The sequence below is a fragment of the Sphingomonas naasensis genome, from assembly GCF_004792695.1.
Classification (GTDB): Bacteria; Pseudomonadota; Alphaproteobacteria; order Sphingomonadales; family Sphingomonadaceae; genus Sphingomonas; species Sphingomonas naasensis.
In genome coordinates, this window is record NZ_SRXU01000002.1 from 546614 (window position 1) to 569403 (window position 22790).

General features: G+C 68.7%; 17 protein-coding genes and 1 riboswitch. Of the genes, 7 read left to right on the forward strand and 10 right to left on the reverse strand.

The window, feature by feature from the left end; all coding sequences use genetic code 11:
- Window positions 1-54: 54 nt before the first annotated feature.
- Window positions 55-4296 carry a translocation/assembly module TamB domain-containing protein gene (locus E5A74_RS07655; protein WP_135983646.1) on the reverse strand — a complete coding sequence of 1414 codons (4242 nt, stop codon included), beginning with the start codon at window positions 4294-4296 and terminating at the stop codon, window positions 55-57.
- A complete protein-coding gene (locus tag E5A74_RS07660) occupies window positions 4296-6464 on the reverse strand; it encodes an autotransporter assembly complex protein TamA (RefSeq protein ID WP_240699716.1) in 2169 nt (722 codons plus the stop codon). The genes E5A74_RS07655 and E5A74_RS07660 overlap by 1 nt, the downstream gene beginning before the upstream one ends.
- 230 nt (window positions 6465-6694) lie before the next feature.
- Between E5A74_RS07660 and E5A74_RS07665 the strand changes: the two genes are divergently transcribed.
- From E5A74_RS07665 to E5A74_RS07690, 6 genes are all read left to right on the forward strand, one after another.
- The gene (locus E5A74_RS07665; RefSeq protein WP_135983648.1) at window positions 6695-8476 is read left to right on the forward strand and encodes a DEAD/DEAH box helicase; all 1782 of its coding nucleotides are present in this window, start codon (window positions 6695-6697) and stop codon (window positions 8474-8476) included.
- The gene (locus E5A74_RS07670) at window positions 8473-8940 is read left to right on the forward strand and encodes a YaiI/YqxD family protein (RefSeq protein WP_240699717.1); all 468 of its coding nucleotides are present in this window, start codon (window positions 8473-8475) and stop codon (window positions 8938-8940) included. The genes E5A74_RS07665 and E5A74_RS07670 overlap by 4 nt, the downstream gene beginning before the upstream one ends.
- 153 nt (window positions 8941-9093) lie before the next feature.
- On the forward strand, window positions 9094-9630 hold the full coding sequence (locus E5A74_RS07675; RefSeq protein ID WP_166745684.1) for a hypothetical protein: 537 nt from the start codon (window positions 9094-9096) through the stop codon (window positions 9628-9630).
- A 49-nt stretch (window positions 9631-9679) separates the two neighbouring features.
- Window positions 9680-9862: a tautomerase family protein gene (locus tag E5A74_RS07680; RefSeq protein ID WP_206365798.1), complete on the forward strand. Its 183-nt coding sequence runs from the start codon at window positions 9680-9682 to the stop codon at window positions 9860-9862.
- 239 nt (window positions 9863-10101) lie between these two features.
- Entirely contained in the window at window positions 10102-11460 is a 1359-nt protein-coding gene (locus E5A74_RS07685; RefSeq protein WP_135983651.1) for a M28 family metallopeptidase, read from the forward strand.
- 4 nt (window positions 11461-11464) lie between these two features.
- Window positions 11465-11695, forward strand: a complete 231-nt coding sequence (locus tag E5A74_RS07690; protein WP_135983652.1) for a hypothetical protein — start codon at window positions 11465-11467, stop codon at window positions 11693-11695.
- A 220-nt stretch (window positions 11696-11915) separates the two neighbouring features.
- On the opposite strand, the gene metE is transcribed toward E5A74_RS07690, so the two are convergent.
- The 8 genes from metE to cyoA form a co-directional block, all read right to left on the reverse strand.
- Entirely contained in the window at window positions 11916-14201 is a 2286-nt protein-coding gene (metE, locus tag E5A74_RS07695) for a 5-methyltetrahydropteroyltriglutamate--homocysteine S-methyltransferase (protein ID WP_135983653.1), read from the reverse strand.
- Window positions 14202-14305: 104 nt separating this feature from the next.
- A riboswitch (cobalamin riboswitch) is annotated at window positions 14306-14506 on the reverse strand.
- A 52-nt stretch (window positions 14507-14558) separates the two neighbouring features.
- The gene (locus E5A74_RS07700; protein ID WP_135983770.1) at window positions 14559-15092 is read right to left on the reverse strand and encodes a response regulator transcription factor; all 534 of its coding nucleotides are present in this window, start codon (window positions 15090-15092) and stop codon (window positions 14559-14561) included.
- A complete protein-coding gene (locus E5A74_RS07705) occupies window positions 15092-16423 on the reverse strand; it encodes an ATP-binding protein (RefSeq protein ID WP_240699718.1) in 1332 nt (443 codons plus the stop codon). Before E5A74_RS07705 ends, E5A74_RS07700 begins: the two co-directional genes overlap by 1 nt.
- Window positions 16399-17097 carry an SURF1 family protein gene (locus tag E5A74_RS07710; protein ID WP_135983772.1) on the reverse strand — a complete coding sequence of 233 codons (699 nt, stop codon included), beginning with the start codon at window positions 17095-17097 and terminating at the stop codon, window positions 16399-16401. Before E5A74_RS07710 ends, E5A74_RS07705 begins: the two co-directional genes overlap by 25 nt.
- Complete coding sequence (gene cyoD, locus E5A74_RS07715) at window positions 17094-17477, reverse strand: cytochrome o ubiquinol oxidase subunit IV (protein WP_135983654.1); 384 nt, start codon at window positions 17475-17477, stop codon at window positions 17094-17096. Before cyoD ends, E5A74_RS07710 begins: the two co-directional genes overlap by 4 nt.
- Complete coding sequence (gene cyoC / locus E5A74_RS07720; RefSeq protein ID WP_135983655.1) at window positions 17474-18109, reverse strand: cytochrome o ubiquinol oxidase subunit III; 636 nt, start codon at window positions 18107-18109, stop codon at window positions 17474-17476. The genes cyoD and cyoC overlap by 4 nt, the downstream gene beginning before the upstream one ends.
- A 1-nt stretch (window position 18110) precedes the next feature.
- A complete protein-coding gene (cyoB, locus tag E5A74_RS07725; RefSeq protein WP_135983656.1) occupies window positions 18111-20111 on the reverse strand; it encodes a cytochrome o ubiquinol oxidase subunit I in 2001 nt (666 codons plus the stop codon).
- Between the two features lie 14 nt (window positions 20112-20125).
- The gene (gene cyoA, locus E5A74_RS07730) at window positions 20126-21259 is read right to left on the reverse strand and encodes a ubiquinol oxidase subunit II (protein WP_135983657.1); all 1134 of its coding nucleotides are present in this window, start codon (window positions 21257-21259) and stop codon (window positions 20126-20128) included.
- Between the two features lie 148 nt (window positions 21260-21407).
- On the opposite strand from cyoA, the gene E5A74_RS07735 reads away from it, so the two are divergent.
- Complete coding sequence (locus tag E5A74_RS07735; RefSeq protein WP_135983658.1) at window positions 21408-22772, forward strand: MFS transporter; 1365 nt, start codon at window positions 21408-21410, stop codon at window positions 22770-22772.
- Window positions 22773-22790 lie beyond the last annotated feature (18 nt).

The window sequence follows — 22790 nt, forward strand, 5'->3', positions numbered from 1 at the left end:
ACATCGTTGTAAACAGCCGGGCGTCCGGCAATCAAGCCGCCATCGCGACCCGCGTCAATAATCTCGCGAGTACCGCAAGCTCACGCTCGATCCCCCGAACGACGCGGTCTGCGAGAGCAGGCTCAGCGAGCGGGTCAGCGCGATCTCGAGTTGGGTGGCGGTGAAGCCCCGCGCGTCGGTGATGATCTCGATATAGATGTCGCTGGTGATGTACTTGCCCGCAGCGAGCGACGTGCCGCGCCCGCTGGTATCGTCGGCGCCGAGGATGCGGAGCCGGTCGATCCCGGTCGCCGAGCGCAGCTGGCCGAGCGGATTGAGCCCGCCGCCCGAGCCGCTCAGCGAATTGACCGCCGCGGCGAGCTGGATCGCCTCGGTCGCCGAGAGATTGGTCACATTGGTCCCGAAGAACAGCCGCGCCAATACTTCCTCCTGCGGCAGGCTGGGCGAGGAGGTGAAGGCGATATTGGGCCGTTGCGCGGTACCCGAGATGTCGATGATCGCAGTGATGCCCTCGGCGGTCGTGCTCGCCTCGACATCGATGCTCGGGTTCGACAGTTGCGATCCCTCGAAGCGGATGTTGCCGCGCGTGACTTCGAAGCGGCGGCTGGCGAAGCTGTAGGTGCCGCGGACGATCTCGAGCGAGCCGCGCACCTCGGGCGCCGCGGTGGTGCCGCGCACGAAGACCCGCGCGCTCCATTCGGATTCGAGCCCCATGCCCGATACGAACAGCCGGTTGGCGGCGACGAGGCGCAGATCGAGATCGAACACGCTGCTCATTTGCGGCCGTGGCGCCGGGCGTGCCGGGCCGTCCGCCGCGATCTCGCTGCGACGCCGGATTCCGGTGAGCTCGGGCACTTCGGCGGCGCCCTGCCGGATGATCTCATAGCGTGCCTCGGGGATGGTCAGCCGGCCTTCGATCTTGGCTTCCTGCAGGTTGCGCACCACCGTGATCCGCCCGGTCGCGGTCGCGCCGAGCGCATCGCTCTGCGCGAGCTGGGCGTTGTTGAGCTCGGCAACGAGGTTGATCGGATAGCCGTTCGCGGCGGAGAGGCCGATCCGCCCCTGCGCGGTGATCGTCCCGCTGCCGGCGCGGCCGCTCGCCTGATCGAGGATCAGCTCGTCGTCCGAGAAGCGGCCGGCGATCTTCAGATTGGTGATCTTGGTCCCGTAGGTCTCGTTGCCGTAGCTCAGATTGTCGGCGCGCACGACGCCGGTGAGATCGGGCTCGCGCACCCGGCCGGTGAAGTCCGCCGCGATGCCGATCGCCCCGGTGAGGTGCTGGTTGGTCAGCCCCGCCAGCGAGAAGGGCACTGCGGCAGGCCCGTTGTAGCGGATGCCGCCCGAGAGCGGCGCGCCCATCAGCCGCTCCGTCCATGGCCCCGCGCCCGGCCCGAGCGGGCGCAGCGTCATCACCACCCGGCCGATCGTCGTGGTGCCGCGCTTGATCAGCGCACGCGCGTCGCCGCCGTCCGGGAGCAGCTTGCCGACGAAGCTGACATCCACCGGCGAGGACACGGTGGCGAGGCTCGATCGCGTGAAATTGTCGATCTCCAGCCGCGCGTCGGCGCTCGGGAACGCGTCGGGATCTGGCTGCGCGAAGTCGAGGCTGCCGCTCGCCGTCCCGTCGACGCCCAGCCCGGGCATGAAGCCGTTGATCACCGCGAGATCGAGCTTGTCGAGCCGCGCCTGCAGCGCGATTCCGGCGCCGTAGCTCCCCGCCAGCCGCATGCTGCCCCGATCGAAATCGATCTGGGTCGGCAGCAGCCTGTAGGTATCGCCGGCGATCTGGACGCGCGCCGGGTTGACCGTGTGGAAGCGGATGCCGCTGCCCTGGCCCTGCAGCGCCACCAGCCATTGCTCGGGCGAGAGCCGCGCATTGGCGGCGATCTGGAAGGGCACACCCGACGATCCGGTCGCCACCGCCTGCGCGGTGCCGTTGCCGCCCTGATAGTCGATCTTCGCGCGCGCCGTCTTGAGCACGAACTGGCCGCTGCGCAGATTGGCGATCTGCACGTCCGCGACGATCTGCGGCGTTTCGGTGAGCACGACGTTCGCCGAGACCAGCGCGCGTCCGATCGTCAATTCGGCGTCGCCGGGGATCCTCGCGTTGAGCGCGCGCGCATCGATCTTCGCCGCCTGGTAGCGGCCCTGCGCGGCGAGCTCGGCGCTGCCGACCACGCCCGATCCTTCGAAGGTCAGCCGGCCGGCAAAGGGCCCCGCCTCGGTCTGCTGGAGATTGCCGGCGATATCCATGCCGGCGAAGCGCGCGCTCTCGATGTCGATCGCCAGCGTGCGGCCGGTCCGCACGAGGACATTGGCATTGAACGGCCCGTATTTCGTGCCGCCGCTGGCCTCGACCGCCCAGGCATTGCCACGACCGTGGATCTTCGCCTCGAGATCGACCAGCCCCACCCCGAGGCCGGGCTTGGGTGCGCGCAGCAGCACCACCGGCGCGTTCATCGTGCCCGAAACCCGCGCCGTCAGCGGGCCATATTGCGTCGAGACGGCATCGGCGTTGATCAGGATCGGCCCTGCCGGGTCATAGCGCCCCGAGCCGCGCAGGACGCGGAATTGCGGGGCGCGCAGCCGGATATCCTCCACCGCGATCACCCCGCTGGGGCCCAGCGTGACGCGTGCCGAGGCAACCGCGTTGCCCCCGAGGAAATTGCGCACGCCCTGATTGGTCAGCTTGCGGGTCTCCGCGGCGACATGCCCGCGGATCCCCCAGCCGCCATCGCGTGCGGCGAACAGCTCGGCATCGGTCTTGAGGTCGACCACGCCGACCCCGTTGATCGCGTAATTGTTGATCCGCCCCTTGATCGCGCCGGTGTAGCGGCCGCGGCCCATATCGGCGGCGATGATCGCGGTGGCGTCGACCCGGTCCGAGCGTAGCCGCAGATTGTCCGACAGGATCTGGTCGCCGGAGATCGCAAGATCACCGGCGATCGAGAGGTTGGTGACCAGCCCGCCGACCGCGGCGTTGAGCCCGGAGACCCGCGCGGCGCGGGCGCGGATCGGCACGAGGATGCGATCGGCATCCACCCGCGCCCGGCCCTCGGCCTGGAGCCCTTCGACGATCGTCTCGCCAAAGCCGAGCGAGGCCGCGCTCAGCTTGTAGTCGACCACCGGCGTGTTGAACGGCCCGTCCAGCGCGAGCGCGGCACGCACCGATCGCCCGTTGAGATTGGGTGCGATCGCACCCGGCGTGAGCAGCATCGCGTCGATGTTGAGGTTGCGGAAGCGGTTATGCCCGAGATCGACGATGCCCTTGGCCTCGACCGAAAGCGCGCGCGAGCGGAGCTTGAGCACGCCGTCGGCGGCGCGATCGCGCCACACCGCGTCGAGCGCGACGTCGAGCTGCGGCGTTGCCAGCCGCTCGACCGGCCCCTGCATGTACACCCCCGGCCAGGTCGGCCCGCGCACCTGGAAGCGGCCATTCTGCGCGGCCACCGCCAGGTCGGCGATCGGCTTGCCGCCCAGCGTCGCGCGGGCCTTGCCCTGCCAGCTGCGCCAATTGCCGTTGCCGTCGACGTCGAACGCCACTGGCTGGGCGAGCCCCATCAGCCCGGTGACCAGCCCGTTCGCCGGCGCGCTCAGCTTCATCTCGATGTCGAGCTTGTTCTGCTCGGGCACGGCGTCGAGCCTGAGCGTCAGCGTATCGCCGCCGGGCACGCCGGGCGCCGCGATCGTCGCGCCATTGGCGGTGATCTGCGCGCGGCCGCCCGAGAGATGCGCGCTGCCCTGCAGCCGGCCGATATGCCGTTGCCCGCTCACCGCGGGCGCGATGTCGATCCGCGCGATGTCGAGCTTCCCGATATCGATGTCGATGTCGGGAAGCAGCGGCGCCTTGGGATCGGTCGAGGGCTTGAGCGCCGGCCGCCGCAGCAGGCGTATCTCGGGGCTGCTCAGGCTGCGGATGTCGACATGGTTGCGGAGATAGGCGAACGGGCGCCAGTCGACGTCGATCTCCCGCGCGGTGGCGAAGGTCCCCTGCGTGTCGCGCACTTGCACGTCGCGCAGCTTCATCGCGCCGAACAGCGATCCCTCGATCCTGCCCACCCGGAAGTTGAGCCCCGAGGCGAGGCTCAGCCGGTTGATCTGCTTCGTGACAAAATCGCGCCCCGGCTGGGTGTTGAGCCCGACGACAAGCAGCCCGAGCGCGACGACCACCGCGGTGAGCGCGATCGCGCCCCATTTGACCACGCGCTGCCAGACCGGACGGCGCTCGACGATCACGGTCTCGGCCGGCACGTCGGCGGCGTCGATCGCTTCTGGCGGCGGCGGCTCGGTCGCCATCAGAAGGCCTGCCCGATCGAGATGTAGAGCGAGATCCGCGATTCGCCCGGCTTGCGCGCGATCGGCGTCGCCACGTCGACCCGCAGCGGCCCGAAATTGGTGTAGAGCCGCCCGCCGATCCCCGCGCCGAAGCGCATGTTGCGCAGCGTCGGATAGATCCCCTCATAGACCTGCCCGGCGTCGACGAACGGCACGATGCCGTAATTGCCGAAGCGATAGCGCGCCTCGATCGCGAACTCGTTGAGCGCGCGCCCACCGACCGGCCGCCCGTCGGGCGAGCGCGGACCGAGCTCCTGATAGCCGAAGCCGCGCACCGATCCGCCGCCGCCGGCGTAATAGCGTCGCGAGGGCGGCAGGTCGTCGCGCGCCACGCCGGGGATCGATCCTGCCCGCGCGCGTCCGGCTAGCACGATGCTCGACGAGACGGGGTAATAGACGGTTCCCTCCACCATCAGCCGCGCATAGGGGCGCGCCGCGCCGCGCACCGAGGTCTCGGGGCTGACATTGGCCTTGAGCCGGAATCCCCGCGTCGGGTTGAGCAGATTGTCCGAGGCGTCATAGCCGATGAAGGTCGGCAGCGCCGCGATCAGCCACGTGCCGCGATCGCGCCCGCCGGCGCTGAAATTGTAGCGGTCCTCGTTCGAGCCGACGATCTCGGCGCCGTAGAAATAGGTCCAGCGCTTCTGCCAGATCGGCGTGGAATCGCGCGACCAGCGCACCGCCACCGAGCCGGTGTAGGATTCGAACGCCGCGAAATCGGAATGGTTGAGCGAGGCGCTCGCCTGGAAGGTGCGATCGCGCTGACCGGCGTTCGAGCGGCGGAAGGTGCCGGTCACGCCCTGCTCCTGCGTGCCGAGGATCGCGCTGGCGATCAGCGCCCCTTCGGGCGGGAACAGGTTACGGTGCGTCCAGCTGCCTTCGGCGCGGAAGCCCTGTCCGGTGCTGTAGCCGACCTCGGCCGCGAGCGTGCGCGCGCGGCCGCGATTCTGGCGGACCAGCAGATCGACCACCTCGGTCTCGTCCGGCCCGACCTCGCCGGTCCGCACCGGCTCGACCGAGACGGTGGAGAACAGGCTCGTCGCGATCAGCGCCTCGCGCAGATCGTCGACCTTGCGGCTGTCGTAGAGCTGGCCGGGCTTGTAGCGCCGCAGGATGTTGATGTGGTCGACGTCGAACACCTGCCGGCGGCCCTCGGTGACGATCGCACCGAACGAGGCGCGCGGCCCCAGCTCGACCGGCAGCGTGTAGTCGCCGGTGTGGGTCTCCTCGTCGAGCAATATGTCGCGGTCGCCGACTTTGGTGAACGGATAGCCCTGCTGCGGCAGTCTCAGGCTGACATTGGCTTCAGCCCCCTGCACCCGCTCGGCCTGGATCGGATCGCCCGGGTTGAGGTTGAGCTCGCGGTCGAGCAGCCCCGGCGGCACGGTGGGCGTGCTGACGACCTCGACCTTGGCGAGCCGGTAGAGCGCGCCCGGCGTCGCGGTGATCGTCGCGCGGACATTGCCCGAATTTTTCGGGTTCTGCTCGATCGTCGAGATCGCGGTGCCGTCATAATAGCCGAGCGAGTGCATCAGCCGCACCGCCAGCTTCTCGTCCTCGCGCGCCCGCGCCGCGACCATCGCCGCGTTGGCCGCCTTGCCGTCGCCGTCCTCGAGCGCGGAGAGATCGCGGAACTTGTCCTCGAGCCCGATCTTGTCGAGCCCCTCGACCGCCACGGTGTAGCGGATCGTGGTGACCTTCTCGTCGTCGACGCCTTCGATCTTGACCGGCTCGACCTTGAACTCGGCGAGCGGAATCAGCGGCTGGGCGAATTCGGGCGCTTCGGCGGCGGGCGGCGGGAAGCTCTCGATCTGGCTGGTCACGCTCCCCGGCGTCGCCGGCTGGGTCACCGGCGGTTTGCCCATGTCCGGGATCGGCTCGAGCGGCGCGTTGATGTCGTCGCTCAGCCTGGGCAGCGCTGCCTCGAACTCGGCATCGGGGACAATCGCCTCGTCCTGCGGCGCGCCCTGCTGGGCCTGTTGCGTCTCCTGCGGATCGCTGTCGGGCAGCTTTTTGACCGGCGCGCCCTGCCCCGGCCCGGGGTCCGAAACTTGCGCACACGCAACGCCCGGCAGGAACGCCGTCCCTGCCAGCGCGGCAAACCACACCGCTGTCACCCCTTTACGCACGCGCCTCCTCAGGAGCCGCGAACCCCGGCCCTCTCGCAAGCGTAACGACCCATTTGCGCTTTGGCTCCCCGCCCCGGGCAAATCGCCAGTCATTTCAGCGTCTAGGCAGATCGACTGCACGCAAACTCCTTGCGGCTTCGAAACGACCTTGCGGCCGGCGCCTTGCAATTGCAATCGCGGGCACGAATTTCCTTGCCCCGCGGCCACTTCGCGCCCATCTGCGGCTTTCCATGTCATTTGCAGATCTTCCCGCGCTTCTCGCCGAAGCGCTCGCCGCGCGTGGTTATGCCACGCCCACCGCCGTCCAGGCCGCGGTCATCGAGCCCGACGCAGCCGGCCGCGACCTCATCGTTTCCGCCCAGACCGGCTCGGGCAAGACCGTCGCCTTCGGCCTCGCCATGCATGGCGAGCTGCTCGGCGAGGACGGCCGCATCGCCCCCACCCGCGAGCCGCACGCGCTGATCATCGCGCCCACCCGCGAGCTCGCGCTGCAGGTCAGCCGCGAGCTGATCTGGCTCTACGGCCCCACCGGCGCGCGGATCGCCACCTGCGTCGGCGGGATGGACGCCTCGAAGGAGCGCCGCCAGCTCAACTTCGGCGCGCACATCGTCGTCGGCACGCCCGGGCGTCTCCGCGACCATCTCGAGCGCGGCGCGCTCGACCTCTCGGCCCTGCGCGCGGTCGTCCTCGACGAGGCCGACGAGATGCTCGACATGGGCTTCCGCGACGACCTCGAGGCGATCCTCGACGGCGCCCCCGAGACTCGCCGCACCCTGCTCTTCTCGGCGACGATGCCCAAGCCGATCGTCCAGCTGGCGAAGCGCTACCAGAAGGACGCGCTGCGCATCTCGACCGTCGGCGAGGAGCGCGGCCATGGCGACATCGCCTATCAGGCCGTCACCATCTCGCCCTCGGACACCGAGCATGCGGTGATCAACCTGCTCCGCTTCCACGAGGCCGAGACCGCGATCCTGTTCTGCGCCACGCGCGACAATGTCCGCCACCTTCACGCCACTTTGGTCGAGCGCGGCTTCTCCGCCGTCGCGCTCTCGGGCGAGCACAGCCAGTCCGAGCGCAACCACGCGCTCCAGGCGCTGCGCGATCGCCGCGCCCGCGTCTGCGTCGCCACCGACGTCGCCGCGCGCGGCATCGACTTGCCGACGCTCAGCCTCGTCATCCATGTCGAGCTGCCGCGCGACGCCGAGGCGCTCCAGCACCGCTCGGGCCGCACCGGCCGCGCCGGCAAGAAGGGCACCGCGGTCCTGCTCGTCCCCTATCCGCGCCGCCGCCGTGTCGAGATGATGCTCAAGGGCGCGCGGATCAACGCCGAGTGGATCGAGGCGCCCACCCCCGAGGCGATCCGCGCCAATGATCGCGAGCGCCTGCTCGCCGCGATGCTCGCCCCGGTCGAGACCGATGAGGAGGATCTGGCGCTGGCCGAGCGCCTGCTCGCCGAGAAGTCGCCGCAGGAGATCGCCGCCGCGCTGGTCCGCGCCCACCGCGCCGCGATGCCCGAGCCCGAGGAGCTGATCGAGCAGACGCCCGACGCGCGTCGTGCTGCGCAGCAGGAGCGCCACCGCCCCGGCTTCGACGACATCGCCTGGTTCCGCATGGACATCGGCCGCCGCCAGAACGCCGATCCCCGCTGGGTCCTTCCGCTGATCTGCCGCCGCGGCCACATCACCAAGAACGAGATCGGCGCAATCCGCATCGGCCCGAACGAGACCTATTTCCAGGTTCCGCGCGCCATCGCCGCCAAGTTCGCCTCGGCCGCGCAGCGCACCGCCGAGGGCGACGAAGACGTCCGCATCGAGCCGTCGCGCGAAGGCCCGCCCCAGCATGGCGGCGGCGGTGGTGGTGCCCCCCGTCAGGGCGGCGGCCGCCCCTCGCATCATAGCGGCCCCCGTCCGCCGCAGCAGGGCGAAGCCCGTGCGCCGCGCCGCCACGACCCGAGCCGTCCGCAGACCCCCTACAAGGCCAAGCCGCACCGCAAGGGTCCGCCGCGCGGGTGAGCACGGGGGTGCGCCCGCGCATCCTCGTCGATGCCGATGCCTGTCCGGTGAAGGAGGAGATCTACAAGGTCGCCTTCCGCCACGAGATCCCCGTGGTCGTGGTCAGCAACCAGCATCTGCGCGTGCCCGCGCACCCGCTGCTCAGCCGGCAGGTGGTCAGCGACGCGTTCGACGCCGCCGACGATTGGATCGCCGAACAATCGGCACCCGGCGCGATCGTGATCACTGCCGACATCCTCCTCGCCGATCGCGCGCTCAAGGCCGGCGCGCGCGTCCTCGCGCCCACCGGCAAGCCCTTCACCACCAGCTCGATCGGCGGCGCGATCGCGACCCGCGCGATCATGGCCGATCTGCGCGCCGGCGGCGATCAGCTCGGCGGCCCCGCGCCCTTCGCCAAAACCGACCGCTCGCGCTTCCTGCAGGCGCTCGACCAGGCCGTGGTCGCGGCCAAGCGCGGCCTCTGACGCACCCGGTGCTCCTGCGAAAGCAGGAGCCCAGAGTCACGAACGCCGCAGTCCCGAAAATCCCGCTTCGCAGAACCACGCGCCACCTTCGTCGCCCCGCGCTGGCAATCGCCCGACGAACGCGCACGCTCCCCCGAACCGGGAGACACCGCGATGCCACCAATCCATTCCGCATTCCGCTGGGCGCTGACCCTCTTGCCGCTCGCCCCGAGCGCAGCCGCTGCGCGCGGTCAGGACGCCTATGCCGCGGCAATGGACCACGCGACGGCGCAGCGCGCGATCGATCCGGCCAAACCGGGCGACAAGGATCTCGACTGCACCGCGATCCGCACCGAGCTGGCCGCGCTCGAGCAGAGCATCGGGGGCGGGCTCGACCGCCTCAACGGCACGGTCTCGGCGAGCAACGCCGCGGCCAAGGCCGATCGCGAGGCCCGCGAAGCGCTGCGCGCGGTCCGCAACGCCGCGAACACGGTGCTCCCGATAGGCGAGCTGATCGCCGCGCCGGCCGAAGCCGCGCTCGACGCCAAACGCGCCGCCCAACAAGGCCGCACCGTCGCCGCGGCATCGGCGCTGTCAGGGGACTTCCAGTACACCGCGGCGCGGATGGGGCATTTGCACGCACTGGCGGCGGAGCGGTGTGCGGCGGAGCAAGGTGGCACACGGGCCTCCGGCTCCGGCAGGCGCCGCTAGTCGGCTGCACCATCGCCATTTTTCCAACTGCGGAGACAATCGCATGCCCATGATCCGCATCGAGCTTTCCGCCGGACGCACCAAGGAGCAGAAAAAGAACGTCGCCGACGCGGTCACGCGCGCGATGATGGAATATTGTGGGTGCGCGGCCGAAAGCGTCCATGTCGTTTTCTGCGACGTCGACACTTCCGACTGGGCGGTAGCGGGAAGATTTCTGGACGAAACCGCCTGAGGGCGACCGCCGCCGGGAGAGACGGAAGGCAGCCGCCAAACCGGCAGTGTTCATTCCTTGCAATGCAGGATTTGCGCCGCCTGCCTCCGGTGGTCGGTTCCGCCGCCCGCTCTTCGACAGTGCGAAGCCGAGCCCCGCGCAGACCCTGCATCCGGCTCAGCCCGAAGTGCGCCCGGCCCGGTTGCCCTCGCCCGCACCCCATCCTAATCTCCGCCGCAAAACCAGAACCCCGGGGCACCATGTACAATCCGAAGACCCTCCTCCTCGCCACCACGCTGGCGGTCACCCTCGCGCTTCCCGCCCACGCCCAGCGCGCGCCCGCGCCGATCACGCCCGAGCATGTCCGCGCGCATGTCGACATCCTCGCCGGGCCGGCGCTGCGCGGCCGCGGCAGCGCGACGCCCGACGAGGCCGCGGCGGCCGCCTATGTCGCGTCGATGTTCCGCGGCTATGGCCTCGCCATGGCGCCCGGGATGACCAGCTATACCCAGCCGATCGACGTGGTCAGCCTGCGGCTCGATGGCGCGCCGGTGCTCACCGCCAACGGCGTGGCGGTAGACTCCCCCTTGCTGTTCTCGTCGAGCGGCCAGCCGGTGCGCGGCAAGCTCGCCGCCTTTGCCGGCACCGATCCGAAACAGGCCCCCGCCGCCGCCGCGGTGATCGTCACCAATCCCGCGGCCAATGGCCTCCAGCTCGCCGGCGGTGTCGATCCGTCGAAGGTCCAGCTCGTCATCATCCGCGCGACCGATCAGGTGCGCGGCTATTATGACCGGATCGGCGGCCGCCCGCGCCTGCCGCGCTATCTCAAGGGCGAGACGCCGCGCCCCCGCCCGAGCGTGATCGCACTGGGCGACGCCGCGTTCGACAGGCTCGCCGCGCAGGACGGCGCCGAGATCGCGCTCGAGCTGCCCGGCCTCGTCGAGCAGGCGCAGGTGACCACCAATGCGATCGGCTTCCTCCCCGGCACCGATCCCGCCGCGGGCGTGATCCTGATCTCGGCGCATCTCGACCATCTCGGCGTCCGCCCCGACGGCAAGATCATGTACGGCGCCAATGACGACGCCTCGGGTACCGCCGCGGTGCTCGAGCTGGCGCGCGTGCTGGCGGGCAAGAAGCATCGCCGCGGCATCATCTTCGCCGCCTATGGCAGCGAGGAAGCCGGCGGCTTCGGCGCGCACTGGTTCGCCGCGCATCCGCCGGTGCCGCTGGCGGACATCGTCGCCAATCTCGAGATCGAGATGATCGGCCAGCAGGATCCCAAGCTCCCCGCCGGCACGATGATGATGACCGGCTTCGAACGCTCGACCTTCGGCGACACGCTGAAGGCGCACGGCGCCTTCGTCACCACCGACCCCTATCCCGAGCAGAACTTCTTCCGCCGCTCGGACAATTACGCGCTCGCGCTCAAGGGCGTGGTCGCGCACACCGTCTCGGGCTGGGCGACGGTGCCGACCTACCACACCCCCGAGGACACGATCGACAAGCTCGACATCCCGTTCATGGCGCGGGCGATCCAGTCGCTGGTCAAACCGATCGCCAGCCTCGCCGACAGCAAGGCCAAGCCCGAATGGAAGCCCGGCGGCCAGCCGACCGAGTGAGACGATGACCGCCGGCGAACTCCACGACCTGTTGGTCACTGCGCTCGTGCGCCAATATGGCGGCAGCAAGCGTGCCTGGCGCGCCGCGCTCGGCCCGCTGCGGGTGTACGACCCCGCCACGCATCCCCACTGCAACTGGTCCGCTGCCCCTTCGGGCAGCAGCACCGAGAACGCCGCGATCGAGCGCCTGCAGGACGAGCTGCGCGGGAAACACCCGCTGGTGACGACAGGATAAGCCGTCATCCCGGATGTTAGGCTTTCCCGGAAAACCACTGGTTTTCCGTTGGAAAGCCTTACAGTCCGGGATCCACCGCGCCGCTTGATGCTTGCCTCACGATAGATCCCGGACAGCTCGATTTTCTGATCAAATCAGAGATTTGAAGAAAATCGGCTTCCGGGATGACGGGCCGCGGACAAGCTGACGCGCAAGGCCCAACCCTTGGCGCCGGCCCGTCTCACGCCGCGCGCAGCGTCCGCGCCGCGGCGACCATCGCTTCGATCGCCGGCTTCACTTCCTCCCATTTGCGCGTCTTGAGCCCGCAATCGGGGTTCACCCAGAGCTGGTCGGGGCGGAGATGTGCTTGGGCGAGCCGCATCAGCGCGACCATCTCGCTCTCGCCGGGCACCCGCGGCGCGTGGATGTCGTACACGCCCGGCCCGATCGCGCCGGGATAGCGGTACGCAGCGAAGCCCTCGAGCAGCTCCATCTGCGAGCGCGCGGTCTCGATCGAGATCACGTCGGCGTCCATCGCGCCGATCGCCGGCAGAATGTCGTTGAACTCCGAATAGCACATATGCGTGTGGATCTGGGTCGCGTCCGCCACGCCCGCGGCGGAGAGCCGGAACGCGCCGACCGCCCAGGCGAGATAGGCGTTCCAGTCGCGCTTGCGTAACGGAAGCCCCTCGCGCAGCGCCGCCTCGTCGATCTGGATCGCCTTGCACCCCGCCGCCTCGAGGTCGGTGACTTCGTCGCGGATCGCAAGCGCGATCTGGCGGCACGAGTCCGCGCGCGGCTGATCGTCGCGGACGAACGACCAGTTCAGGATCGTCACCGGCCCGGTGAGCATGCCTTTCACCGGCTTTTCGGTCAGGCTCTGGGCGTAGCGCCACCAATCGACCGTCATCGGCTGCGGCCGCGAGACGTCGCCATAGAGGATCGGCGGGCGAACGCAGCGCGAGCCATAGCTCTGCACCCAGCCATTGGTGGTGAAGGCAAAGCCGGCGAGCTGCTCGCCGAAATACTGGACCATGTCGTTGCGCTCGAACTCGCCATGGACGAGCATGTCGAGGCCGACTTCCTCCTGCCAGCGGATGGTGCGCTCGGTCTCCGCGCGCAGGAAGGCGTCATAGGCCGGCGCGTCGAGCTCGCCGCGGTTGAACCGCGCGCGGGCATTGCGCACTTCGCCGGTCTGCGGGAACGAGCCGATCGTCGTGGTCGGGTAGGCCGGCAGGCCGAGCACCGCCGCCTGCGCCGCACCACGCGCGGCGATATCCGTCGCGCGGGCGTACATCGCCTCGGTGACGTCCGCCACGCGCGACCGGACCGCGGGATTGTGTACCCGCGGCGAGGCCTTGCGGTTCGCCACCGCCTGCGCGGCCCTGGCGAGCTCTTCGGAGACGCTCGCGCGTCCGTCGTTGAGCGCACGCTTGAGCAGCGCCAGCTCCTCGACCTTCTGCACCGCGAAGGCGAGCCATTCGGTCACCTCCGCATCGAGCTTCTTCTCGAGCGCCAGATCGACCGGGACATGGAGCAGCGAGCAGGACGGCGCCAACACCAGATCGCGCGTCGCCGCGATCGGCGCGATCCGATCGAGCAGCGCGTCGAGATCGGCGCGCCAGACATTGCGCCCGTCGACGACACCCAGCGAGAGCAGCAACGATCGGGGCGCGGCCTTGAGCACGGCGTCGAGCTGCTCGGGCGCCCGGACCAGATCGATATGCAGCCCCGCCACCGGCAGCGCCGCGGCGAAGGCGAGATTGTCGCCCAGCCCGCCGAAATAGGTCGTGAGCATCAGCTTCGGTCCCGAGCGCGATAGCCGGGCATAGGCGCGGGTCAGCGCCCGGCGCTGCTTCTCGTCGAGGTCGAGGACGAGCACCGGCTCGTCGATCTGCACCCATTCGGCGCCCGCATGCGCGAGCTGGCCGAGGATCGCGGCATAGAGGCCGAGCACTTCGTCGAGCGCGTCGAACGGATCGACGCCACGTCCCTTGGCGAGGCTCAGCCAGGTCACCGGCCCCAGCAGCACCGGCCGGGTCTCATAACCCTGCGCCCTGGCCTCGCGATATTCGTCGACGATCTTGAGCCGGTTAAGCGCGAGCTTCTGGCCCTCGGCGAGCTCGGGCACGAGATAGTGATAGTTGGTGTCGAACCATTTGGTCATCTCGCACGCGGTGACGCTGCCATGGCTGCACCCGGCATGGTCATCGCCGGTCGTGCCGCGCGCCATCGCGAAATAAGTGGCGAGCCCCGCCTCGCCATCGGCGCTGCGATAGCGTTCGGGGATCGCGCCGAGCATCACGCTGGTGTCGAGGACATGGTCGTAGAGCGAGAAGTCGTTCGACGGCAGCCAGTCGGTGCCGAGCGCCTTTTGCCGCGCCCAGCCAGCGGTGCGCAGGCCCGCGGCGGCCTCGAGCAGTTCAGATTCATTGGTCTTGCCGGACCAGAATGCCTCGAGCGCGTGCTTCAATTCGCGTCGCGGCCCGATGCGCGGGAAACCCAGTGTGGCAACAGAGACGGTCATGTTCTTCAACCCCGAAGAATGGGCGAGGAACAGCGGAACAGACGCGCGCAGGCACGGACGCGACGGCCGGCATGCAAGCGGCCGATCCGGGCACCCCGCCGGTGGACGTTATCGCGTCGCGGGCAGGTCTCCTGGCTCGCGGGTCAGCGCGGCGATCCGTCTTCCCGGGGCGAGCCCCAGTGACATGTTGGATCGCAGCTCGCCGCTTACAGTTGCGGGGGCAGCGCCGGCATCGCACCGGCTTCCCGTCTTAGCTCCGCCGCGGGCATGCGCCCGGACGGAGAACCTTCGACGCGCGCAGGATCGCACCGTGGGGGAGCCCCGTCAAGCATCATATAAAGAAATCTTTATATGATGCTATTTGACCGGTCGCTTCTCCAGTTTGCGCGCGAGCGTGCGACGATGCATGCCGAGGCGGCGCGCGGTCTCGGAGATGTTGAATCCGGTCGCCGCCAGCGTCTCGTTGATCATCTCCCACTCATGCGTCTTGAGCGAGGTCGCGCGGCCGGTGACGGGCACCTGGGGATCGCCCATCGCCTTGCCGAATGCCGCTTCGATGTCGTCGGTGTTGGAAGGCTTGGCGAGATAGTGGCTGGCGCCGAGCTTGATCGCCTCGACTGCGGTGCCGATGCTCGCATAGCCGGTGAGCACCACGATCAGCATTGCGGGATCGCGCGCGTGCAGCGTCGCGACGCAGGGCAGCCCCGATGCGGTGCCGAGCTTGAGATCGACGACGGCGCGGTCGGGCGTCTCCTCGGCAAGCAGCGCGTCGAGCTCGGCCGGCCCGGATGCCACCCGGACGCGATAGCCGCGTCGCTCGAACGAGCGCTGCAGCGTCCGCGCGAAGGTCGCGTCGTCCTCGACGATGATCAGGCTGGGACCGTCCACCATCATTCTCCCCCGGTTCCGGCGAGCGGTAGCAGGATGCGCACTTCGGCGCCGCTGTCGAGATTCCGCGCCTCGAGCCGTCCGCCGAGCCGTCGCGCGACATTGGCGGCGAGGAACAGGCCAAGCCCATGCCCGGCGCCCTTGCTCGACTGATAGGGTTTGCCGACATGCGCCAGCGCATCGGGCTCGAAGCCCGGCCCGAAATCGCGCACCGCGATCGACAGCATCTCGCCTTCCGCCCGGACGATCAGCCCGACACCCGTCGGCGAGGCCGCGGCGGCATTGTCGAGCAGATTCCACACCGCCTGACGCAGCGCCGGGTCGGCGGCGACCACCGCTGCCTCGACCCCGTCGCGGCTATAGCCGAGCGGCACCTGCGGATGCGTCGGCCGCCACGCCGCGGCCAGCTCATCGAGATAGGCGGCGGCCCGCACGCTCTCCATCGCCTCGCCGCGCGGCTGGCCGGCCGAATGGAGGATGTCGGAGACGATCGCCTTGCAGCGCCGCACCTCGGCCTGCATCTCCTCGACCTCGCCCGCCAGCTGCGGGTCCGCTGCGATCGCCGGCATCCGCCGCCAGTCGGCGAGGATCACCGACAGCGAGCCGAGCGGCGTCCCCAGCTCGTGCGCGGCGCCCGAGGCGAACAGTCCCATCCGCACGATGCCCTCCTCTTCCGCCGCATGCTGGCGCAGGTCGGAAAGATAGTCGTCGCGGGCATGGAGGTTGCGGCTGATCCGGACGATGAACATGACGAGCAGCGTCGCGACCATCAGGAAGCCGATCCAGCGGCCGATCGCGAACAGGTCCGCGCCTTCGGGGATCAGCCCGATCGGCAGCTCGAGCGGAACGTAGCGGACGGTGAGCAGCGCATAGCTCAGCCCGGCGGCGAACAGCAGGATCGCCACCGACGCGGGCGGCAACAGGATCGCGCCGAGCACCACCTGCAGCAGGAACAGCGAGATGAACGGGTTGGTCGCGCCGCCGCTGAAATAGAGCTGCAGCGTCAGCACCCCCATGTCGATCAGCAGCGCGACCATCACCTCGATGTTGCGCACGCGGTGATGCGGCAGCGCCATCCGGGCGACGAAATTGGCGCCGGCGAGGAACAGCGCGACGCTGAGCATCTCGGCGAGCGGCAGCGGCACGCCGAGCGCGAAATGCACGAACAGGATGGTCAGCGTCTGCCCGACGACCGCGATCCAGCGCAGCTGCATCAGCTGGCGCATATTCTCCGCCGCGGCGGTATCCGCCGGGAGGCCGTTCGGGGCGCCGGAGCGTCGCCGCGTCAGCGCGAGCAGCGGTGCGTCCATCACCGCCGCACCGGGCTGCGCCACGCCAGGGCGGCCGCCTCCGCGCTCAGCAGCGCGAGCGCGAACCAGGTGAGCGCATAGACGAGATGGCTGTTGCGAAAGCGGACCACGGTGAGCCCGCCTAGCGGATAGCCGCCCGGGTTGGGAGAGGCATCGGCATCGACGAAGAAAGGCGCGACCGGGCCGAGCCCCCGCGTCCGCGCGATGGCGGCAACGTCCCGCGAATACCAGCGGTCCGCCGCCGGATCGTTCGAGCGCAGGAAACCGCCCGCCGGCTCGCTGGCGCGCATCAGCCCGATCACGGTCACCGTGCCGCTCACCTGCCCCGCCGTCCGCGTAGACGCACTCCGGCGATCGCCGGGGACGAAACCGCGATTGACCAGCACGATCCCCTGCCCGGTGCGCAGCGGCGTCACCACCCAGAAACCGGCGCCGCGCTCGGTCACCGCCTGCACCAGCGTCTCGCGGTCATGCTCGAACACGCCGCGCGCCCGCACCCGCCGATATTCGAACGCCTGCGTGCCGAGGCCCGACCAGCCGGCCGGAGGCGGCACCGGCGCCGGCGCCGCATGGATGCGCGCATCGACGCGCGCGATCAGATCCTGCTTCCACGCGAGCCGCTGGACCTGCCAGATACCGAGCGCCGCGAAGCCGGCCGCTGCGAGCAGGGCCAGCCCGATCAGCAGCGCGCGTTTCAGGACGGCGCGCCCATCTCCGCCGAGGGCATCGGCATCATGTTGCTGTTGAGATGGTACATGATCCACAGCGAGCCCGCGAGCACGATCACCACCAGCACGGCGGTGAAGACATAGGCCATCAGCGTCCAGCCGCCCTCGGCGCGTGTGTTGACGTGGAGGAAGCAGACCGTGTGGACGAGGATCTGCACCACCGCGAATCCGATGATCAGGATCGTCGTGACCGCCGGGTTCTGCAGCGCCCCGGTCATCACCAGCCAGAACGGAATCGCGGTGAGCACCACCGACAGCAGGAAGCCGATCAGATAGCCGCGGCGCGTGAAATGGGGTGCCTCGTCATGGCCATGGCCATGATCGTCGTGCGAATGGGTGGCGTCGTTCATCGCAGGGCCCCGAGCAGATAGACGAAGGTGAAGACGCCGATCCAGACGACGTCGAGGAAGTGCCAGAACATGCTGAGGCACATCAGCCGCCGCTTGTTCTCGGCGATCAGGCCGCGCTGGCCGAGCTGGACCAGCATCACGCCGACCCAGATGATGCCGAAGGTGACGTGCAGCCCGTGGGTCGAGACCAGCGTGAAGAACGCCGAGAGGAAGGCGCTGCGCTGCGGCGTCGCGCCCTCGGCGATCAGATTGCCGAACTCGAACAGCTCGATCCCGACAAAGCCGGCGCCGAGCAGCCCGGTCACCGCCAGCCAGAGCTGGGTGGCGCGCAGCTTGTCTTCCTGCATCGCGATCACCGCGAAGCCATAGGTGATCGACGAGGTGAGCAGCAGCGCGGTGTTGAGCGCGACCAGCGGCAGCTCGAAGATCTCGTGCGGCGCCGGGCCGCCGGCATAGCTGGTGCTCAGCACGCCATAGGTGGCGAACAGCGTCGCGAAGATGAGCGCGTCGCTCATCAGGTAGATCCAGAACCCGATCAGCGTGCTGCCGCCGGGCGCGTGATGATGCTTGTCCTCCACATCGTAGAAGGACAGCTCGGTGGCGTGAGGTTCGGTCACTGCGTCCGCGGCCATGTCAGGCTCCCGCCGCGAGCAGCTGGGTGCGCGCGTCCTCGTTCTGCGTCACTTCGTCCGCGGGGATGAAGTAATCGCGGTTGTAGTTGAAGGTGTGGACGATGGCGACGACCAGCAGCCCCACCGCGGAGAGCGCCGCGAGCCACCACATGTACCAGATCATCCCGAAGCCGAGCGCCAGCGCCAGGCCGGAGAGGATCACCCCCGTGCCGGTGTTGCGCGGCATGTGGATCGGCTTGAAGCCGGTGGTCGGGCGCTGCGCGCCGCGCTCCTTCATGTCGTACCACGCGTCGAGATCGTGGATCACCGGCGTGACGGCGAAGTTGTAGGCCGGCGGCGGCGACGAGGTCGACCATTCGAGCGTGCGGCCGCCCCATGGATCGCCCGTGGTGTCGCGCAGCTTGTCGCGGTTTTTGATGCTCACCCCGATCTGGATGAGGAAGCCGAGGATGCCGACCGCGATGATCGCCACGCCGATCGCGGCGATGACGAACAGCCACTGGGTCGACGGGTCCTCGATATGCTGGAGGCGCCGCGTGACGCCCATCAGGCCCGCCACGTACATCGGTGTCCACGCGACCCAATAGCCGATCACCCAGCCCCAGAAATTGACCTTACCCCAGAACGGATCGAGCCGGAAGCCGAAGGCCTTGGGCCACCAATATTCGATCGCCGCGAACAGGCCGAACACCACGCCGCCGATGATCACGTTGTGGAAATGCGCGACGAGGAACAGCGAGTTGTGGAGCACGAAGTCGGCCGGGGGCACCGCGAGCAGCACGCCGGTCATCCCGCCCACCACGAAGGTGATCATGAAGGCGAGAACCCACTGCATCGGCAGCTCGAAGCGGATGCGGCCGCGGTACATCGTGAACAGCCAGTTGAAGATCTTCGCGCCGGTCGGGATCGAGATGATCATCGTCGCGATGCCGAAGAAGCTGTTGACGCTCGCGCCCGAGCCCATGGTGAAGAAGTGGTGGAGCCACACCAGCCACGACAGGATCGTGATCACCACCGTCGCGTAGACCATCGACGAATAGCCGAATAGCCGCTTGCCGGTGAAGGTCGAGGTGATCTCGGAATAGATGCCGAACGCCGGCAGGACGAGGACGTACACTTCGGGGTGGCCCCAGATCCACACCAGGTTCCAGTACATCATCGGGTTGCCGCCGAGATCGTTGGTGAAGAAGTTGAAGCCGAGATAGCGGTCGAGCATCAGCATCGCGAACGCGGCGGTCAGCACCGGGAAGATCGCGACGACGAGGATGTTGCTGCAGAAAGCGGTCCACACGAAGATCGGCATCTTCATCATCGTCATGCCCGGCGCGCGCATCTTGATCACCGTGGCGACCATGTTGATGCCCGACAGGGTCGTGCCGATACCGGCTATCTGCAGCGCCCAGAGATAATAATCCGGCCCGGTGCCCGGGCTGTTCTGCAGATTGGAGACCGGCACATAGTTGAGCCAGCCCGCGGTCGAAAACTCGCCGACGAACAGCGAGATCATCACCAGCCCGGCGCCCGCGGCAGTCAGCCAGAAGCTCAGATTGTTGAGATAGGGAAAGGCCACGTCGCGCGCGCCGATCTGCAGCGGCATGACGAAGTTGACGATCCCGACGACCAGCGGGATCGCGACGAAGAAGATCATGATCGTCCCGTGCGCGGTGAAGACCTGATCATAATGGTGCGGTGGGAGATAGCCTTCGCTGCCGCCGAACGCGATCGCCTGCTGCAGGCGCATCATGATCGCGTCGGAGAAACCGCGCAGCAGCATGATCACGCCGAGGATCATGTACATGATCCCGATCTTCTTGTGGTCGATCGAAGTGAACCACTCGCGCCACAGCCAGCCCCAGAGCCGGTATTTGGTGATCGCGGCGAGCACGCCGATCCCGCCGAGGACGACGCCCGCGAACGTGACGAGCAGGATCGGCTCGTGGATCGGGAAGGATTCGAAGGTGAGGCGGCCGAAGATTGCCCGGCTGAGACTTTCGTCGAACATGATGGCTCCGGCGGTCAGACTGTGCCGGCGCGGGCGAGGCCCGGCGCGGCAGGGACAAGGTTGTGCGACGTGTTGCGGTTGGCCGGCGCATCCTTCGACTCGGGCGAGGTGCGGTTCGGGCCGTCGCCCTTCTCCTCGCCGTGCTTGAAGATCGCGCCCTTCGGCTTCTCGCCCGGCGGCGGCGGGGCGGCATGGCCGGGCGGCATGCCGGCGCCGGCATGCGGGTCATTCGGGTGCCCGCCGCCCGCGCGCATGTCGTGCTGCATCACGTCCTTCATGCACGGCGTGCCGGGCTTGACGCAGCGATTGAACACGCGATCGAAGAGATCGGCGTCGACGCCCGCGAAATACATCGCCGGCGAGCGCTCGCTCGGCTTTTCGAGCGCAAGATAGCGCGCGGTGTCGAGCGCCTGCCCGCTGCCTTTCACGCGCGACACCCACGCGTCGAAGCCGCCCTGATCGACGCCGTAGAGCTTGAAGCGCATGCTCGAGAAACCGGCACCGCTGTAATTGGCGGACATGCCCTCGAACTGGCCGGGGCGGTTGAGCACCGCATGCATCGTGCTGCGCATGCCCGGCATCGTGTAGATCATGCCCGCCAGCGTCGGCGCGTAGAAGGTGTTCATCATGTTCGCCGAGGTGAGGTCGAAGCGGACCTGGCGATCGACCGGCAGCGCCAGCTCGTTGACCGTCGCGATGCCCTGTTCGGGGTAGATGAACAGCCATTTCCAGTCGAGCGAGACGACCTGGATGACGAGCGGCTTCGCCTTGGGATCGATCGCCTTCTCGGCCGAGATCCGGTTCAACGGACGGAACGGGTCGAGCAAATGCGTGCTCCACCAGGTCAGCGCGCCGAGGCAGATGATGATCAGCAGCGGCGCCGACCAGATGACCAGCTCGAGCGCGGTCGAATGGTCGAAATGCGGATCGTAGGTCGCATCCTTGTTGCCCTGGCGGTAGCGCCACGCGAACACGACGATCAACGCGAGCACCGGCACGATGATCAGCAGCATCAGCGCCGTGGAGATATAGATGATGTCGCGCTGCTGAAGGGCGATGTCGCCGGCGGGATCGAGCACCGCGCCGTGACACCCCGCGAGCAGACCGGCGAGCGGCAGCAGGAGGAGGAGCCGGCGTGCAATGGACATGGGTGTGTCTTCGCGCATGGACCTCCGCCTATCCCGGCGCCCCGCTGCGCCGACATTGGACATTTTGTCCTATCCCCGCCGTTGCGCTTTTCTGGTGCAACGCGCGTTGAAACGCAATAACATCAAAAAAGGCTGCCGGAGCTAGCGAATGAGTGCACCGATCGCCGCGTCGAACTCGACGCCCCTCGAACGCGATGCCCGCATCGTGAATGCCCGTGACCACAAGATCGCGCCAGGCGAGATCGCCATCGGCGTGATCATCGGCCGCACCAGCGAATTCTTCGACTTCTTCGTCTACGCGATCGCCTCGGTGCTGGTCTTCCCGGCGGTGGTGTTCCCCTTCGTCGATCCGCTCACCGGCACGCTCTATTCGTTCGGTCTGTTCGCGCTGGCCTTCATCGCCCGCCCGCTCGGCTCGGCGATCTTCATGTGGGTCGACCGCAATCACGGCAAGGGCGTCAAGCTGACGATCGCGCTGTTCCTGCTCGGCGGATCGACGATGGCGATCTCGTTCCTGCCCGGCTACGCCTCGATCGGCATCGCCGCGGTCTGGCTGCTCGCGCTCGCACGAGTCGCGCAGGGCGTGGCGCTCGGCGGCACATGGGACGGCCTGCCCTCGCTGCTCGCGCTCAACGCGCCGCGCGAGCATCGCGGCTGGTATGCGATGATCCCCCAGCTCGGCGCGCCGCTCGGCCTGATCGTCGCCGCCGCGCTCTTCGCCTTCTTCCTGTCGACGCTGTCGAGCGAGGACTTCCTGTCGTGGGGCTGGCGCTATCCGTTCTTCGTCGCCTTCGCGATCAACGTGGTCGCGCTGTTCGCGCGGCTGCGCCTCGTCGCCACGCCGGAGTTCGAGCGGCTGTTCGAGAGCCGCGAGCTTCAGCCCGCCCCGATCGTCGAGACGATCCGCGAGGAAGGCCGCACCGTGCTGCTCGGCGCGTTCGCGCCGCTCGCCAGCTTCGCGCTGTTCCATCTGGTGACGGTGTTCCCGCTGTCGTGGGTCGTGCTCAACACCGGCGAGACCGTGGTCCGCTTCCTCGTAATCGAGATCATCGGCGCGGTGGTCTGCGTTCTGTCGATCCTCGCCTCGGGGCTGATCGCAGACATCGTCGGGCGCCGCGCGGTGCTCGGCGTCTCGGCAGTGCTGATAGGCGCCTATAGTGGCTTCGCCCCGCAGCTGCTGGGTGCCGGCAGCTTCGGCGAGACGGTGTACATGATCGCCGGCTTCGTGCTGCTCGGGCTCGCCTTCGGCCAGTCGTCGGGCGCGGTGAACGGCAGCTTCTCGAACGAGCGCCGCTATACCGGCGCGGCGATCACCGCCAACCTCTCCTGGCTGATCGGCGCCGGCTTCGCGCCGCTCGTCGCGCTCGCGCTGGCGAGCAATTTCGGCCTGTGGTCGGTCGGCGCCTATCTGCTCTCGGGTGCGGTCTGCACGCTCGTCGCGCTGGCGATCAACAAGGATTGGGCGCAGCCCTTCGGCCTCGTCGCGCGCGCGGAGCCCGAGCCACAGGCGTGACACTCTTCGTCCTCCTCG

Coding starts and splice junctions, on each gene's coding strand:
- E5A74_RS07690 (WP_135983652.1), top strand. CDS start 11,465: ATGACCGCCGGCGAACTCCACGACCTGTTGGTCACTGCGCTCGTGCGC.
- cyoB (WP_135983656.1), bottom strand. CDS start 20,111: ATGTTCGACGAAAGTCTCAGCCGGGCAATCTTCGGCCGCCTCACCTTC.
- E5A74_RS07735 (WP_135983658.1), top strand. CDS start 21,408: ATGAGTGCACCGATCGCCGCGTCGAACTCGACGCCCCTCGAACGCGAT.
- E5A74_RS07680 (WP_206365798.1), top strand. CDS start 9,680: ATGATCCGCATCGAGCTTTCCGCCGGACGCACCAAGGAGCAGAAAAAG.
- E5A74_RS07655 (WP_135983646.1), bottom strand. CDS start 4,296: ATGGCGACCGAGCCGCCGCCGCCAGAAGCGATCGACGCCGCCGACGTG.
- E5A74_RS07685 (WP_135983651.1), top strand. CDS start 10,102: ATGTACAATCCGAAGACCCTCCTCCTCGCCACCACGCTGGCGGTCACC.
- E5A74_RS07675 (WP_166745684.1), top strand. CDS start 9,094: ATGCCACCAATCCATTCCGCATTCCGCTGGGCGCTGACCCTCTTGCCG.
- metE (WP_135983653.1), bottom strand. CDS start 14,201: ATGACCGTCTCTGTTGCCACACTGGGTTTCCCGCGCATCGGGCCGCGA.
- cyoA (WP_135983657.1), bottom strand. CDS start 21,259: ATGTCCATTGCACGCCGGCTCCTCCTCCTGCTGCCGCTCGCCGGTCTG.
- cyoC (WP_135983655.1), bottom strand. CDS start 18,109: ATGGCCGCGGACGCAGTGACCGAACCTCACGCCACCGAGCTGTCCTTC.
- E5A74_RS07665 (WP_135983648.1), top strand. CDS start 6,695: ATGTCATTTGCAGATCTTCCCGCGCTTCTCGCCGAAGCGCTCGCCGCG.
- cyoD (WP_135983654.1), bottom strand. CDS start 17,477: ATGAACGACGCCACCCATTCGCACGACGATCATGGCCATGGCCATGAC.
- E5A74_RS07700 (WP_135983770.1), bottom strand. CDS start 15,092: ATGGTGGACGGTCCCAGCCTGATCATCGTCGAGGACGACGCGACCTTC.